Source organism: Micromonospora jinlongensis (assembly GCF_013410645.1).
Classification (GTDB): Bacteria; Actinomycetota; Actinomycetes; order Mycobacteriales; family Micromonosporaceae; genus Micromonospora; species Micromonospora zamorensis.
This window is the reverse complement of sequence record NZ_JACCHK010000001.1, coordinates 138,544-155,038: the sequence shown is the minus strand read 5'-3', so window position 1 is coordinate 155,038 and position 16,495 is coordinate 138,544. Positions and strand designations below refer to the sequence as shown.

The window sequence follows — 16,495 nt, the reverse complement described above, 5'->3', positions numbered from 1 at the left end:
CTCACGGACGTGCAGGCCACCTCACCCACCCGAACCGAGGCGCTGCTCGCCGTGGCCATCCTGGGCCTGGTCACGGCGGCGGTCGTGACCGAGGGCGCGTCAACCTCCCAGGCGGCGTTGGCCGGCGGATTCGGGGTCGGACTGGCCGTACTGCTGCTGGTGGCCCGGCGTTGGACGGTCCCCGCGCTGCTGGCGACGGCCGCCGGCATCCTCGGCTACTACGCGCTGGAGCTGCCGCCGGTCGGCGTGGCCGCCCCGGCCGCCGCCATCCTCTACGTGGCCGCGCAGCGGGGCCGGGTGGTCCCGGCCGCCGCCGTCGGCGGGAGTCTGCTGATCGTCTCGGTGGCCGCCCGGCTCGTCGAGGGAGACGACATCTCTGTCGTGATCGGTGCCGGTCTGGGTTCCGAGGCCGCCCTGATACTCGCCGTCATCGCTCTGGGTGACGCCGTCCGCAACCGGCGTTCGCTACGGGCCGCGCTGGCCCGGCAGGCCGCCTTCGCGGCCGAGGAACGCCGCCGGGAGGCCGCCCGGCAGGTCGAGGCCGAGCGGCTGCGCATCGCCCGGGAGGTGCACGACACGCTCGGACACACGATGTCGGTGATCACCCTCCAGTCGGCTGTGGCGCGGGAGGCACTTGCCGATGCCGAGCCCGGGCAGGCCGAGGCCGCCCTGGCCGCGATCCACTCGGTGAGCGGCAGCGCCATGGCCGAGCTGCGCGCCACGTTGGGCACCCTGCGTCGCGAGCCCGGACCGCGCGAGCCGGCCCCCGGTTTCACCCAGCTGCGTACGCTCGTCGAGGGCGTCCGCCGCGGTGGGCTGCCGGTCGAGCTGCGTCTCGACGGCTCGGTCGACGCCCTGCCCACGGTGGTCGGCAGCACCGTCTACCGGATCGTGCAGGAGGCACTGACCAATGTGCTGCGCCACGCCCACGCCACCCGCGCCACGGTGACGATCCGGGCGACCCCGTCCGGGTTGTCGGTGGAGGTCGTCGACGACGGCCAAGGATCTGCCGGCGGCACGGCAGGTGAGACGGGTCAGGGGCTGCGCGGCATGTCGGAGCGGGTTGCCCTGCTCGGGGGCACCCTCGATGCCGGCGAGGCCGCTGACGGCGGCTTCCGGGTCTCGGTCCACCTGCCGCTGGCCGGGATCGCCGCATGAGCGACGTACGCGTCGTCCTCGTCGACGATCAATACCTGGTGCGCACCGGACTCCGCGCGTTGCTGGAACGCGCCCCGGACATCACAGTGGTCGGCGAAGCCGACGACGGCCGGGCCGCCGTGGCAGTCGCCCGCGAGCAGCGGCCCGACGTCGTCCTGATGGATGTCCGGATGCCCGGTGGCGACGGCATCGAGGCAACCCGCCGCATCCTCACCGACCCGACGCTGGCCGACGTTCGGGTGGTCATGCTGACCACCTTCGACGACGACGAGTACCTCTTCGACGCCATCCGCGCCGGCGCTGCCGGCTTCCTGCTCAAGGACACCCCGCCCGACGCCCTGCGGGACGCTGTCCGCGTGGTGGCCGGCGGGGACGCGCTGCTGTCACCGGCGGTGACCCGGCGGGTGATCGCCGCGGCGGCCCGCTCCCCCGTCGCGGACCCGGCCCGGCTGACCGGGCTCACCGGTCGGGAACGCGACGTCCTGGCACAGGTCGGCACCGGACGGTCGAACGTGGAGATCGGGGCGGCCCTGCACCTCAGCCCGGACACCGCCCGCACGTACGTGAGTCGCCTGCTGCACAAGCTGAACGCCCGGGACCGCGCCCAGCTCGTGGTCATCGCGTACGAGAGCGGGCTCGTCCGCCCCGGCGATGGCTGAGCCTCTCCGCTGACGGTGGCCGGCCAGCGGGTGCTCCCCGCCGGCCGGCCCCTCGGGGTCAACGTCCGTAGAGCTCGAATTCGTAGAGCGAGAACCCGTACGAGGTGGCCCGCTTGACCCCGTACACCCGCACGTAACGGGCGCTGACCGGGGCGAAGGTGGCGTTGTCGACGCCGCCGTTGCCGGACGTGGTGCTGAACACCGGCTGCCAGGAGGTGCCGTCGCTGGAGACCTCGATCCGATACTCGCTGCCGTACGCGGCCTCCCAGCGCAGCACCGCCCGACTGACGGTCTGCGTCGAGCCGAGGTCCACCCGGAGCCACTGGTTGTCGTTGTAACTGCTGGACCACCGGCTGCCGAGGCTGCCGTCGACCGCCTTGTTCGGGGTGTTGCCGGTCAGGAACTGGGTGCTCGATGCGGTGGCCGGACGGCCCTGCGCCAGGTTCGTGAGGTTGTCGCCACGCCGCGCCGGGAACGAGACGACCTGCTGGTAGGTGGGGCGGTTCTGCCAGGCGATCAGCGGCTGGGTGATGCCGCCCAGCCCGGACTGGGCGATGGAGTCGGCGCACCACTGGTCGCCGGCTCCGCAGGACGCGTCACCGGGGTAGACCGTGGCGGTCGGCACCGCGGCGGCCTGGCCGAGCGCGTCGAGCAGGGCCTGCCGGCACGCGCCGAGGTTGCCGTTGCCGCAGTACGCGCGCCCCGGCCCGCCGGCGACGGGGTCGCCGAGCACGGTGCGCAGGTCCTTGTCCACATAGCCCCACCAGCCGTACTGGAACGACGAGCCCTTGTGCGCCTGACCCTGCGGCGTCCAGCTCACGGCGCCGTCACGCCCGCCGTTCTGGCCACCGGACGGCGCCTCGTTCACCTCGATCGCGTCGACGAGGGCGGCGTACAGGTCGGGCCCGAGGCCGGGGCGGAACTGGGCCGCGGCCAGCAACGGCCACCAGGCGTCGAAGATCCGGATGGCCTCGGCGTGCTGGTAGACCTTGGAGCCGGGTGCCGTCTCCACCCGGCGGGTGCCGGCCTGCTGCCAGGCCCGCAGTTTGCTCACCGCGGCGGCCAGCGCCGGGTCGGTGACCGGCGTGCTGTCGAGCACCCGCAGCAGCTCGCCGAGGACCTGCTGGCCGCGCAGATCGGTCACCGCCGCGTCTGCGGTGATCTGCACGACGTCGGCGCGGCCGAGCTTGCGTTGGGCGATGGCTGCGCGCACCGGACCGTCCAGCAGTTGAGCCCTGTGCACCGCGCCGTAGCTGAAGTTGCCGTCGGCCGCTCCGAAGTCCCGCGCCTGCTTGTTGTTCCAGCTCACGTAGTAGTCCTGGTCGACCGACTGGGGGTGGGCCGACGCCGGGGTGTAGGTCGCGTCGTTGGTGTCCGGGTTCCAGCCCACCCACTCGTAGGCCGGCTCGGCCCTCGTCGGCAGGTTCGGGTCGGCGGTGGAGGGTCGCACCGGGTTCGAGCCGGAGTTGAAGTACGCCGCCTCGGTCGAGTTGACGTAGAACCAGTTGAACGCGTACCCGACGTTCGCCGCGGACGCCTGGAACGCAGCCGCGCTGCCCATCGCCGACGGGTCGTTGTACGCCTGGAAGCCGATCGCCGAGTCGGCCTCGTGCCGGTAGGTGGAGCGCAGCTTGGTAAATGCGGTCGGCTGACCGTTGACCAGGCCCCGGTAGGACACCAGCCCGTACTTCGTGCGCAGTGCGCGCAGCGTGTACGAGCCGGCCGGGGTGGAGTCGGCGAGCGTCGGCGACCAGGAGTTGCGCCGCTCCAGTGCCTCCATCGCCAGGCACTGGCCCCGGTAGAGGTAGCGGTTGGAGCGCAGCGTCGGGGCGCTGCCGTCGGTGGTGCACAGCGGCACGGCGTACGTGTCGGTCAGGTCCTGGGAGGCGGAGGTGGCGCTCCAGGCGTAGTCCTGACCACGACCGAGCAGCACGTAGAGGTTCAGTCCGGCGAACGCGGCGCCGCGCGCGCTGATCCCCGGTCCCTGGAGTTCCTGGAGCATGAGCAGCTGCGGGGCGAAGTAGCCGGTCTGCGGGCCGAACACGGCGACCGGGTTGCCGGTGGTGGTGTGCCGGCCGGAGACCACCACCGCGTTGGACATGCCGTGCGCGCGCAGGTTGGAGAGCCCGCCGAGCAGCCCGTCGGTGGCGGTGCTGGCACCGGCGCGGGCGGCGGCCCCGCCGCTGGCGTCGTAGGCGAGGGGCTCGGCGACAACCGTGCCGGCGTCGGGGAGCACCGCGCTGGTCGCGCCCGGCGGTGTCGCGCCGTACGGGAAGCTCTGCCCGTCGTGCAGCGTCAGCACCGTCTCCGGGTCGTTCTGCGAACGGAACGCCTGCCAGACCCGGTCGCCCTCGGTGGTGCCGTACTTGGCCCGGGCGGCTACCCGGACCAGCGCGGACTGGACCTCGCTGCCACCGCCTCCGCCGAAGAGCCCGCCGACCACACCGGCGGTGGCGATCAGGTCCGTCATGGTGAAGTGCGTCGGTTTGCCGGCGCCGGTCAGCACGTACTCGCCGGGGTAGTTGTCGTCGGCGATCGACTTGTCGATGTAGGCATTGATGCCGGCGATGTAGTCGACCACGTCGGTGTAGAGCTGCTGACCCCGGGCACCCTTGGTGCGCAGCGCGTCCACCTGGGCCTGGAGATCCGCCTCGGTGTAGGGCGAGTTGGCCCAGACGCTCTGCTCCAGCTCTCGGTTGCCCGGCGCGCCGCCGGCGAACGAGGTGACGTTGCCTCGGCCGACGTGCCGCAGCAGGTCCATCACCCAGAGCCGGTCCTGGGCTCCGGCGTAGCCGGCGCCGAACATGGTGCCGGCGCGGGTGGTGCCGGTGATGTGCGGGACGCCGGTGGCCTTGTCCCGAACGATGGTGACGTCCGCGCGCGGTGAGACGGTGCTCTCGACCTGCCCGGCGGGGACGCCGAACGAGGCGTCGTTGTAGAAGTGGGCGATCTGCTCGTCGGTCAGCCCGGCGTAGTTGTAGACCAGGTTCGCGTACTCGTCGAGCTGGTCGCTGGAATGCGCCGGGCGGGTGCCCAGCGCCTGGTGGGCCAGGATGGCGACCAGTGTGGCGTTTCCGTTCTGCCCGGGGGGCAGGATGTCCGCGCACTGGCCGAGGCAGTAGTCGTCGGGGGTGAAGGTGGCGGCGAGCGCCGGTGACGGCGGGATGGCCGTCAGGACGCTCGCAGTCAGGACGGCGGTGGTGAGCGCCGCGAGGCGGGCGCGCAGGGCGGGTCTGGGCATGACGGTCCTCCGGGGACGCGGAGTCGGGCCGTTCGGGTACGCCCGGCTGCCGCTGCCGACCTGTCGCCATCCGTGCCCGGGCGTCCTACCCGGAGGCGAGAAAGACTCACGTCGATCTCGACAATGATCGGCACAGGATGACCCTTCGGGATAGTTCTCGTGCACCAGCTGCCAATGCCGACGTTTCGCCGCCCACCGCCGTCGGTTCGACGGGCAGCCCATATTCATCATCGTGAACGTCTTCACTTGACCAAGGTGAGCGCGTAACCTTCGTGAAACAACTACTGAAACGATTCATCCCAGCCCCCCGCCCCTCCCCCGTTCCGGGCCATCCACCGTCTGCGCCCGTGCCGGGAGACCGCCGCCCAGAAGGATGAGGACCTGGAATGATGCGCAGAACGCGCCGTCGCGCCGCACCCTCCGCGCTTCTCGTGCTGCTGCTCGGCCTGACGCCGTTGGTGGCTCCCAGCCCAGCCACCGCGGCGTCGGCAGCCGCGACGCTGACCGCGACCGACCTGACCACCGAACGCGCCACCGAACCGGTCGGCCTGGACGTGGCGCAGCCCCGACTCGGCTGGCGGATCGACGCCACCGCCCGGGGCGTGCTCCAGGAGTCGTACCAGGTGCGCGTCGCCACCAGCGCCGAGCGTCTCAACGCCCCCGACGTCTGGGACAGCGGCCGGGTCCGGTCGCGGCAGAGCGTCCTCGTCCCGTACGCCGGCCCGCAACTGCGACCGCGCACCCGGTACGCCTGGCAGGTCCAGGTCTGGGACACCGCCGGCAACGCCTCCGGCTGGAGCGCGCCCGCGTCCTGGGAGACCGGCGTACGCGGTGGCGCGGGCTGGCAGGCCGACTGGATCGGCATGCCGTCGGTGACCGAGGCCTGGACCGACTACACGGTGCAGACGACGGTACGGCTGGAACGCGACGCGGCCGGGATCTACCTCCGTGCCCGGGGCGCGGCGAACGCGTACATGTGGCAGTTCTCCATCACCAACGGCAGTGCCAAACTGCGCCCGCACGCCCGAGTCAACGGTGCCTGGACCTTGCTCAAGGAGGTGCCGCTCGGTGGAGTCGTCCCGGCCGACAGGCTGACGACGCCGCACACCCTTCGCATCACCGCGGCCGGGAACACCATCACCACCTGGGTTGACGGCACACAGGTCGACGTCACCACCAACACCGCGCACCAGGCCGGCTCGGTCGGCCTGCGTACCAACGGGCTGGAGTCCGGGGTCTTCTCCAACTTCTCGGTGACCAGCGGCGGCCAGACGCTCTTCGCGGCCCCGCTCACCGACGGGGTGAACCCGTTCGGGGCGGGCACGGCCACCTCGACCGGCCTGCGGGTCGGCGGGGACACCGAGGCCATGCTCACCGCGCTGGACGCGAACCCACTGCTGCGCCGGGGCTTCCGCGTCGACGGCACTGTCGCGCGGGCCCGGATCTACGCCACCGCGCTCGGCGTCTACCAGCTCTCCCTCAACGGCCAGCGGGTCGGCGACCACGAGTTGGCGCCCGGCTGGACCGACTACCACAAGCGGGTGCAGTACCAGACGTACGACGTGACCCGCCAGCTCCAACCGGGCGACAACGCCCTCGGCGCCCTGCTCGGCGACGGGTGGTACGCCGGCAGCATCGCCTGGTTCGGCACCGACAACTACGGATCCCGCCCGCACCTGACCGCCCAACTGGTCATCGACTACACCGACGGACGCAGCGCGACGATCGGCACCGACGGCTCGTGGCGCGTCACGGGCGGGCCGTTCCTGCAGAGCGACCTGATCCACGGCGAGACGTACGACGCACGGCGGCTGCCGGCGGGCTGGGACCGGCCCGGGTTCAACGACGCCGGCTGGAAGCCCGCCACCGTCGACGACGTCGACGCCACCGACAAGATCGTCGCCCAGGTCGACCCGCCGGTGCGGGTCACGCAGGAGCTGCCGGCCCGGACGCTGACCCAGCCCACCCCCGGCACCTGGATCTTCGACCTCGGCCAGAACATGGTGGGCAAGGTACGGCTGAAGCTCAACGGCCCGGCCGGCACGACGGTGCGCATCCGGCACGCCGAGGTGCTCAACCCGAACGGCACCGCCTACACCGCCAACCTGCGCTCGGCGCGGGCCACCGACCAGTACACGCTGCGGGGTGGCGGGGCCGAGGTCTACCAGCCGACATTCACCTTCCACGGCTTCCGTTACGTCGAGCTGACCGGCTATCCGGGCACCCCCGACCTGTCCTCGGTCACCGGGCTGGTGATGCACACCGACGGGGACCTCACCAGCGAGTTCCAGACCTCCAACGCGATGGTGAACAAGCTGCACAGCAACATCACCTGGGGGCAGCGCGGCAACTTCCTCTCCATCCCGACCGACACGCCGGCGCGCGACGAGCGGCTGGGCTGGACCGGTGACATCAACGTCTTCGCCAACACCGCGACGTTCAACATGGACAGCCTGACGTTCCTCAGCAAGTGGTTGCAGGACCTGCGCGACGCGCAGTCGGCCAACGGCGCGTACCCCGACGTCGCGCCGCGTGCCTGCTGCGGGGACGGCGCGACCGGCTGGGCCGACGCCGGGATCACCGTTCCGTACGCGTTGTGGCAGCGCTACGGCGACACCCGGGTCGTCGAGGAGCACTACGCGTCGATGGTGCGGTACGCGTCCTGGTTGGAGAGCACCAGCTCGGGCAACCTGCGTACCAACGCCGGCCCGTACCTCGACTGGCTCAACCTTGAGGACCCGACGCCGGCCGGTGTGGTCGGCACCGCCTACTACGCGTACAGCATCCGGCTGCTGGGAGAGTTGGCAGCCGCCATCGGGCGCGACGCCGACGCGACCCGCTACGCGGCGCTGTCCAGGGCCATCACCCAGGCATTCGTCAACGCCTACGTCGCGGCCGACGGCACGGTGCAGGGCGACAGCCAGACCGGGTACGTACTGGCCATCGGCATGGGCCTGCTGACCGATCCGCTGCGGGCCAGGGCCGCCGACCGGCTCGTCGCCAATGTGCAACGGCACGACTGGCACCTCTCCACCGGCTTCCTCGGCACCCCGGATCTGTTGCCGGCGCTGACCGCCACCGGGCACCTGGATGTCGCCTACCGGCTGTTGCTCAACGACACCTACCCGTCGTGGGGCTACGAGATCGGCAAGGGCGCGACCACGATCTGGGAGCGCTGGGACTCGATCAAACCCGACGGCAGCTTCGGCGACGTGGGGATGAACTCCTTCAACCACTACGCGTACGGCGCGGTGGGCGACTGGATGTACCGGACGGTTGCCGGCATCCAGCCCGACGCCGCCAACCCCGGGTACGAGCACGTCACGTTCGCCCCCCAGCCCGGGGGTGGCCTCACCTCGGCCAAGGCGTCGTACCGCTCGGCGTACGGGACGATCGGCAGTGACTGGGACCTCGACGCGCGCGGCGACATGCGGCTGCGTCTCACAGTGCCGCCCAACACCACGGCGACAGTGCGTTTCCCGACGCCCGGACGTGAAGCGGTCACCGAGGGCGGCCGGCCGGCGGAGCAGGCTGCCGGGGTGCGGTTCGTCCGGATGGACGGCGCGGTCGCCGTGTACGAGATCGGGTCCGGTTCCTACTCCTTCGCCGTGGTCCCACCGACGGGCGCGTACGACCACGTCGACCTCGGCGTCGCGGCGTCCGAGCAGGCGCACCGACTCGCCGCCTCCACCTACTCGGCCACCAGCACCGAGGCCGGGTTGACCCGCCGGTACACCGACGTGACCCGTCCCGGCGGTTGGTTCGAGTTCGACCTCGCGGTCAAACCGGGTGAGCCGTTCGCGCTGCGCTCGGTGGAGACGTACGACGGGCCGCAGCTCAAGGACTACCAGGTGGTCGTGGACGGGGTGGTGGCGCACACCCGCTCGTGGCAGCGCACCGCGGGCGGGCCGGGCACGGTCAGCTACCAGTTCGTCGTCAACCTGCCGGATGCGACCCGGGACGGCGTGGTGCGGGTGCGGTATCAGGACACCGGCACCGGCTACGACCCGTCGATCGCCGACGTCTGGGCGATGCCCGTTCCGGCGGCCTGACCAGGCCGGGTGTTGCGACAGGGGAGCCGGGCGGGCATCCGCCCGGCTCCTTTTTGGTCGGTGAGGCCGGTCAGCGCCGGGTGCGTCGGGGTTGGTCGCTGGATCGGCGTACGACCAGCTCGGGCTGGAACACCACGTGTCGGTGCCGGTGGGTGTCACCGGACTCGGCCTCTTCGAGCAACAGCTCGGCTGCGGCGCGGCCGAGCTGGTCGCGGGGCTGGCGCACCGACGACAGTGGCACCGCCGCTGCGCCCGCGAACTCGATGTCGTCGTAGCCGACGATGGCCACGTCGATCGGCACCCGCACGCCACGCGCGGTCAGCTCCTGAAGCACACCGAGCGCGATCAGGTCGTTGGCGCAGAACACGGCGGTCGGGCGCTTGCGGACCGGCAACGCGAGCAGTTCCTCGGCGGCGCGCCGGCCAGCGGCGACGGTCAGGCTGGGGGTCACCGCCACCCGGAGGTCAGCGGTGCTGTCGCGGTCCCGCAGAGCTGCGGCGGCCCCGGCGTGCCGGTCGGCAACCTGGGCGATGGTGAGTGGGCCACCGAGGTAGGCGATGCGTTGGTGGCCCTGGTCCAGCAGGTGGTCCATGGCGAGTCGGCCGCCGAGCACGTCGTCGACCGCCACCGAGCAACGGTTTGCCCGGCCCGTTCCCCGGTCCACCAGCACCACCGGGATGCCTCGCTCGATGAGCCTGTCCAGGATGGGCTGCGGGCCATGGTCGACCGGGGTGATGAGCACACCACGGACCCGCTGCTCCTCCAGCAGCTCCAGGTGGCGGCGCTCCCGGGCGCTGTCCTCGCCGCTGTTGCAGACGACGAGCATGGCGCCAGCTCCCTCGATCGCCTGTTCGGCCCCCCGGACCACGTCGGTGAAGAAGGGGTTGGCCACGTCCAGGACGACGATCGCGACGGTGCGACTGCGCCCGGCGCGCAGTTGACGAGCGGAGTCGTTGCGGACGTAGCCGAGGGTGGTGATGGCGTCGAGCACCCGCTGACGGGTGGCGGGGGCGACCGTGTCGGGTCGGTTGAGCACGTTGCTCACGGTGCCGAGGGAAACGCCGGCGTGCCGGGCGACCTCCTTGATGTTCGCCGTTGCCATGACTCCTCAGATGCTCCCTACGGTGGTCGCGGCCCGTGCCGACCGGGTCGCTCGGCAGTGTATAGCGCCTAAAACGTTTCATCGAGCGCACCAGCAGCGCTGCGAGCCGGCCCGGAGGCCGCGTCAGCAACGGCGAAGAAATAGCATCGAAACTCTTGACGCTCTCGAAGACCTACCCCTACCGTCCATGCAAACGACGCATGAAACGATTCAGGAGGGGTTCGGATGACCGCCGACGCACCGGGCACGCAGGCCCCGCTGCTGGTCCTCGACGGCGTGACGAAGTCCTTCGGGGCCGTCGCCGCGCTGCGGGGAGTGCACCTGGCGCTGCACCCCGGTGAGGCGCACGCCCTGGTCGGCGAGAACGGGGCGGGCAAGTCCACTCTGGTGAAGGTTCTGGCCGGCGCACACGCGCCGGACTCCGGCTCGATGACCCTGGACGGGCGGCCGCTGCGGCTGCGCGGTCCCGCCGACGCCCGGGCCGCCGGCATCGCGGTCATCTACCAGGAACCGACGCTCTTCCCGGACCTCTCCGTGGCGGAGAACATCTTCATGGGCCGGCAACCGCTGCGCGGTCTGCGTCGCATCGACACCGCCGCGATGAACCGCGACGCCGAGCGGCTGTTCCAGCGGCTGGGTGTGCGCATCGACCCGACCCGACCCGCGCGTGGCCTCTCCATCGCCGACCAGCAGCTCGTCGAGATCGCCAAGGCGATCTCGTTCGACGCCCGCGTCCTGGTCATGGACGAGCCCACCGCCGCGCTCTCCGGTGTGGAGGTCGAACGGCTCTTCGCGGTCGCCCGGTCGCTCTGCGAGGGTGGGGCGGCCGTGCTGTTCATCTCGCACCGGTTCAACGAGGTGTTCGACCTGTGCCACCGCGTCACAGTGCTGCGCGACGGCGCCTGGGTCTCCAGCGACGACGCCGCCGACCTGACCGTGGACGAGGTGGTGCGGCGCATGGTCGGCCGGGACGTCTCCGCGCTCTACCCGAAGCAGGCCGCCGAGCCGCGGGACACCCTGCTCGAGGTCCGTGGGTTGACCCGGGCCGGCGTCTTCACCGATGTGTCGTTCTCCGTCCGGGGCGGGGAGATCGTCGCGCTCGCCGGGCTGGTCGGCGCCGGGCGCAGCGAGGTCGCCCGCGCCGTCTTCGGTGTCGACCGCTACGACACGGGCGAGGTGCTGGTGGCCGGTCGCGCCGTCCCGGCGGGCAACCCGGGCCGGGCGATCGCGGCCGGCATGGCGTTGGTCCCCGAGGATCGACGGCAGCAGGGCCTGGTCATGGAGCTGTCGGTGGAGCGCAACGCCACGCTTGCCCGCCGCCGGGCGCTGAGCCGGCTGGGCCTCCTGCTCGGCGGCGCGGAACGCGCCGAGGCCCACCGCTGGACGCGGCGGTTACAGGTGAAGGCCTCCCGGCTCGGCGCGCCCGTGGCGACCCTCTCCGGGGGCAACCAGCAGAAGGTCGTGCTCGCCAAGTGGCTGGCCACCGAACCACGGGTCCTGATCATCGACGAGCCGACCCGCGGCATCGACGTCGGCACCAAGTCCGAGGTGCACCGACTGCTCTCCGAGCTGGCCGGCGAGGGCCTGGCCATCCTCATGATCAGCAGCGAGCTGCCCGAGGTGCTCGGCATGGCCGACCGGGTGCTCGTCATGCACGAGGGACGACTGGTCCGCGAGCTGCCCCGGGCCGAGGCGGACGAGGCCTCCATCATGTTCGCCGCCACCGGGCAAGGAGCGACCGCATGAGCCGCACCGACGTCGGCGCGCCCGAACGGGCCGCCGGGAACGCCCCGACCCACCCCGGTCGGCAGCGCCGCAGCCTCACCGAACGGTTGTTCGCCGTACGCGAGCTGAGCCTGTTGATCGTCCTCGGCCTGCTGGTCCTGGTGACCACAGTTCGCAACGACAGGTTCCTGAGCGGCCAGAGCATCAAGGACCTGCTGCTGGGCTGCGCGATCCTGGTGATCCTGGCGGTCGGCCAGACCCTGGTCATCGTCACCCGCAACGTCGACCTCTCCGTCGGCTCGATCCTGGGTCTGGTCGCCTTCGCCACCGGCTCGCTGTTCCTCTCCGCACCCGGTACGCCGTGGCCCGTGGCGCTCGTCGTGGGTGTCGCACTGGGCGCGCTGTGCGGCGCGGTCAACGGCGGCCTGATCGCGGTGGCCCGGGTGCCTGCCCTGGTCATCACGCTCGGCACCCTCTACGCCTTCCGCGGAGTCGACTACTACTGGGCCTCCGGCCGGCAGATCAACGCCGCCGACATGCCCCGGTCGTTCCTGCGGCTGGGCAACCAGACGGTGCTCGGCGTACCCGTGCTGTTCCTCGTCGCGCTGGTCGTCGTCGCCGCCGTCGGCTTCTACCTGCGCTCCTACCGCAGCGGCCGGGAGCTGTACGCGATCGGCTCCGAACCGGCCGCCGCCCGGCTCTCCGGCATCCCGGTGGGGCGGCGGGTGTTCACCGTCTTCGTGGCCAGCGGAGCCCTCGCCGGGCTCGCCGGCGTGCTGTACGCGGCCCGGTTCGGCACCCTCGACGCGGCCGCCGGCAGCGGCCTGGAACTCCAGGTCGTCGCCGCCGCCGTGGTCGGCGGGGTGGCGATCTTCGGAGGCAGCGGCAGCGCCTACGGCGCGGCACTCGGCGCCGTGCTGCTGACCACGATCGGCAGCTCACTCGCCGTCCTGCGCATCGACCCGTTCTGGCAGCAGGCCGTGGTCGGCGCACTCATCCTCGCCGCCATCGGGCTGGACCGGCTCCTGGCCCTGCGGGTGGCGGCCCGGCTCCGAGGGAGAAGCGCGCATGGCGCATGACAGCCTGTACGCCGCACCGACCACCGCCGAGGCCGAGCCGGGCGCGGGCCGCCTCGCCAGCCTGCGCGGGGTGTTCGTCTCCTGGGACGCGGTCATCGTCGCTGCCCTCGTGGTGGCCGTGCTGGTCGCCAGCCTGACCGTGGAGAACTTCGCCACCGGCCGCAACGCACAGTTCCTGCTGCTGGACCTGATGCCGCTGGCGCTCATCGCGCTGCCGATGACCCTGATCGTGATCACCGGTGAGATCGACCTCTCGGTGGCCAGCATGGTCGGGCTGTGCAGCACGCTGATGGGGCAGCTCTGGCTCTCCAGTGGGCTGTCCCTGGAGTTGATCTGCGTTCTCGTGGTGCTGCTGGGCGCCGTGCTCGGCGCGGTGAACGGTCTCTTCGTCACCGGCTTCGGTCTGCCGTCGCTGGCGGTGACCATCGGCACGCTCGCCCTCTACCGGGGGTTGTCCTTCGTGGTGCTCGGCGACCAGGCGGTAGCGGACTTCCCGGCCGACTGGACGGCTGCCGTGGTGCGCGCCATCCCCGGCACGTCGATCCCGGTCGTGGTGGTCCCGCTGTTGCTGCTCGCCGTGGTCTTCGGCGTCGTGCTGCACGCCACCGCCGCCGGTCGCGCGCTCTACGCCATGGGCAACAACGACCAGGCCGCCACGTTCACCGGCGTCTCGGTGGCCCGGACGAAGTTCTGGCTCTTCGTGGTCTCCGGTGCGGTGTGCGGGCTGGTCGGCATCTTCTGGACGCTGCGGTACGCCAGCGCCCGCGGCGACAACGCCACCGGCCTGGAGTTGACAGTGGTGACCGCCGTGCTGCTCGGCGGTGTCTCGATCTTCGGCGGCCGGGGTGCTCTGCTCGGAGTGGTGGCCGGTGTGCTGCTCCTCGGCGTCCTGCGCAACGCGCTGCAACTCGCCGACGTCGACGCCAACACGCTGACGATCGTCACCGGCAGCCTGCTCATCGCATCCGTCGTGCTGCCCCACGCCGTCGCGGACATCCGCGCCCGGCTGCACCGTCGACGACAGCGGCACCCCGTCGCTTCGTGACGCTCCCCCGCACACCCACCACCCCCGGAAAGGTCGACGATGTCCGCATACCGCAGAGGCCTCCGGGTCGGGGCCACCAGCCTCGCCCTCGCCGCACTGCTGCTCAGCGCCGCCTGTGGCGGCACCACCCGGGACAACTCCAACGACGACGCCGGCGCCGGCAACCAGGCGAGCGGCGCCGCCAATCCGGACGCCGCCATCAAGGCAGGTCTGAAGATCGCCTTCCTGCCGAAGGCCCTGAACAACCCCTACTTCACCGTCTCGGACAACGGTGGCAAGGACGCGGTCACCGAGTTCAAGGGTGAGTTCAAGGAGGTCGGCCCCTCCGAGGCAAGCGCCTCCTCCCAGGTCAGCTACATCAACACCCTGTCGCAGCAGGGCATGGACGTGATCGTCACCTCGGCCAACGACCCGAACGCGATCTGCGGGGCGCTCAACCAGGCGAAGGCGGCCGGCGCGAAGATCGTCACCTTCGACTCCGACACCAAGCCGGAGTGCCGCCAGATCTTCGTCAACCAGGTGACCGCTGAGGGCATCGCCGAGAACCAGGTCAAGCTCATCTCGCAGCAGATCGGCGGCGAGGGTGAGATCGCCATCCTCTCCGCCACCGCCAACGCGACCAACCAGAACGCCTGGATCGCGTTGATGAAGACCGAGCTGGCGAAGCCCGAATACAGCAAGATCAAGCTGGTCACCGTGGCGTACGGCAACGACGACGACCAGAAGTCCTTCCAGGAGACCCAGGGTCTGCTGCAGTCGTACCCGAACCTCAAGGGCATCATCTCTCCGACCACTGTCGGCGTCGCGGCGGCCGGCCGTTACCTCAGCGGGTCGCAGTACAAGGGCAAGGTCAAGCTGACCGGGTTGGGCACCCCGAACCAGATGCGCCAGTACGTCAAGGACGGCACCGTCGACGCGTTCGCGCTGTGGAGCCCGGCCGACCTCGGCTACCTCGCCGCGTACGCCGGCGCGGCACTGGCCTCCGGTCAGATCACCGGCGCCGAGGGCGACAAGTTCAAGGCCGGCAAGCTCGGCGAGTTCACCGTCGGCAAGGAGGGTGTGGTCATCCTCGGCCCGCCCACCGTCTTCGACAAGAACAACATCGACCAGTTCCAGTTCTGATCGCCCTCCCGGTCGGTGCCGGCACACGTCGTGCACCGACCGGGGAGTGGACGAGGTCTTCAACCTTGAGGCGCAGCTCGCCGCAGATCCTGCGGCGCGGTCCGCCGTAGAGACGGGAGAGACACCATGACGCAGCCCGACACGCGGACCCTCGAACGGGTCAAGCTGGCTCTGCGCTCCCAGCGCATCGAGACGCCATCCTGGGCGTACGCCAACTCCGGGACCCGCTTCAAGGTCTTTCCGCAGGAGGGGGTGCCGCGCAACCCGTACGAGAAGGTCGCCGACGCGGGGGTCGTCCACCAGCTCACCGGCGTCGCACCCACTGTGGCGTTGCACATCCCGTGGGACCGTGTCGACGACTACGCCGATCTGGCCGCGTTCGCCGGGGATCACGGCATCGGTCTGGGCGCGATCAACGCCAACGTCTTCCAGGACAACGACTACAAGCTGGGCAGCGTCACCAACCCGGATCCGGGGGTGCGCCGCAAGGCCGTCGACCACCTGCTCGAGTGTGTCGACATCATGGACCGCACCGGTTCCCGCGACCTGAAGCTCTGGTTCTCCGACGGCACCAACTACCCCGGGCAGGACGACATCCGCGCCCGGCAGGACCGGCTCGCGGCGGCGCTACGCGAAACCTACGACCGGCTCGGCGACGACCAGCGGCTGCTGCTGGAATACAAGCTGTTCGAGCCGGCCTTCTACGCCACCGACGTGCCGGACTGGGGCACCGCGTACGCGCACTGCCTGGAGCTCGGCCCGAAGGCCCAGGTGGTCATCGACACCGGGCACCACGCACCGGGCACGAACATCGAGTTCATCGTGGCCTTCCTGCTGCGCGTCGGGAAGCTCGGCGCGTTCGACTTCAACTCGCGCTTCTACGCCGACGACGACCTGATGGTCGGCTCCGCGGACCCGTTCCAGCTGTTCCGGATCATGTACGAGATCGTCCGTGGCGACGCGTTGGCCCCGGAGGCCGGCATCGCCTTCATGCTCGACCAGTGCCACAACATCGAGGCGAAGATCCCGGCCATCATCCGCTCGGTGCTCAACGTGCAGGAGGCGACGGCGAAGGCGTTGCTCGTCGACGCGGACGCGCTGGCCGCCGCACAGCGCAGCGGTGACGTGCTCGCCGCCAACGCCGTGCTGATGGACGCGTACAACACCGACGTCCGACCGCTGCTCGCCGAACTCCGTACGGACCTGGGGCTCGATCCGGACCCGATGGCCGCGTACGCCCGCTCCGGCTACTTCGACCGGATCCGCGCCGAACGCGCGGGCGGCCAGCAGGCCGGTTGGGGCGCCTGACCAC

At 71.1% G+C, this 16,495-nt stretch carries 10 protein-coding genes; 8 read left to right on the top strand and 2 right to left on the bottom strand.

Going from position 1 to position 16,495, the window contains the following annotated elements:
* The first annotated feature begins 9 nt into the window (after positions 1–9).
* Both HNR22_RS00635 and HNR22_RS00630 read left to right on the top strand, forming a co-directional pair.
* A complete protein-coding gene (locus tag HNR22_RS00635; protein WP_179778517.1) occupies positions 10–1,158 on the top strand; it encodes a histidine kinase in 1,149 nt (382 codons plus the stop codon).
* Positions 1,155–1,817: a response regulator transcription factor gene (locus HNR22_RS00630; protein WP_179778516.1), complete on the top strand. Its 663-nt coding sequence runs from the start codon at positions 1,155–1,157 to the stop codon at positions 1,815–1,817. The genes HNR22_RS00635 and HNR22_RS00630 overlap by 4 nt, the downstream gene beginning before the upstream one ends.
* A gap of 58 nt (positions 1,818–1,875) precedes the next feature.
* Here the strand turns inward: HNR22_RS00630 and HNR22_RS00625 are convergent, their stop codons facing one another.
* Positions 1,876–5,058, bottom strand: coding sequence for a penicillin acylase family protein (locus HNR22_RS00625; RefSeq protein ID WP_179778515.1), 3,183 nt, complete (start codon positions 5,056–5,058; stop codon positions 1,876–1,878).
* A 386-nt stretch (positions 5,059–5,444) separates the two neighbouring features.
* Between HNR22_RS00625 and HNR22_RS00620 the strand changes: the two genes are divergently transcribed.
* Positions 5,445–9,110: a family 78 glycoside hydrolase catalytic domain gene (locus HNR22_RS00620; RefSeq protein ID WP_218906111.1), complete on the top strand. Its 3,666-nt coding sequence runs from the start codon at positions 5,445–5,447 to the stop codon at positions 9,108–9,110.
* 70 nt (positions 9,111–9,180) lie between these two features.
* On the opposite strand, the gene HNR22_RS00615 is transcribed toward HNR22_RS00620, so the two are convergent.
* Positions 9,181–10,212, bottom strand: a complete 1,032-nt coding sequence (locus HNR22_RS00615) for a LacI family DNA-binding transcriptional regulator (protein ID WP_179778514.1) — start codon at positions 10,210–10,212, stop codon at positions 9,181–9,183.
* Positions 10,213–10,437: 225 nt separating this feature from the next.
* On the opposite strand from HNR22_RS00615, the gene HNR22_RS00610 reads away from it, so the two are divergent.
* The 5 genes from HNR22_RS00610 to rhaI all read left to right on the top strand — a co-directional run bounded on the left by HNR22_RS00610 (position 10,438) and on the right by rhaI (position 16,491).
* Positions 10,438–11,958, top strand: coding sequence for a sugar ABC transporter ATP-binding protein (locus HNR22_RS00610; protein ID WP_179778513.1), 1,521 nt, complete (start codon positions 10,438–10,440; stop codon positions 11,956–11,958).
* Complete coding sequence (locus tag HNR22_RS00605) at positions 11,955–13,016, top strand: ABC transporter permease (protein ID WP_179778512.1); 1,062 nt, start codon at positions 11,955–11,957, stop codon at positions 13,014–13,016. Before HNR22_RS00610 ends, HNR22_RS00605 begins: the two co-directional genes overlap by 4 nt.
* Positions 13,006–14,061, top strand: a complete 1,056-nt coding sequence (locus tag HNR22_RS00600) for an ABC transporter permease (RefSeq protein ID WP_179778511.1) — start codon at positions 13,006–13,008, stop codon at positions 14,059–14,061. Before HNR22_RS00605 ends, HNR22_RS00600 begins: the two co-directional genes overlap by 11 nt.
* A gap of 39 nt (positions 14,062–14,100) precedes the next feature.
* Positions 14,101–15,183, top strand: a complete 1,083-nt coding sequence (gene rhaS / locus HNR22_RS00595; protein WP_088947654.1) for a rhamnose ABC transporter substrate-binding protein — start codon at positions 14,101–14,103, stop codon at positions 15,181–15,183.
* A gap of 126 nt (positions 15,184–15,309) precedes the next feature.
* Complete coding sequence (rhaI, locus tag HNR22_RS00590) at positions 15,310–16,491, top strand: L-rhamnose isomerase (RefSeq protein WP_179778510.1); 1,182 nt, start codon at positions 15,310–15,312, stop codon at positions 16,489–16,491.
* The last annotated feature ends 4 nt before the right edge of the window (positions 16,492–16,495 follow it).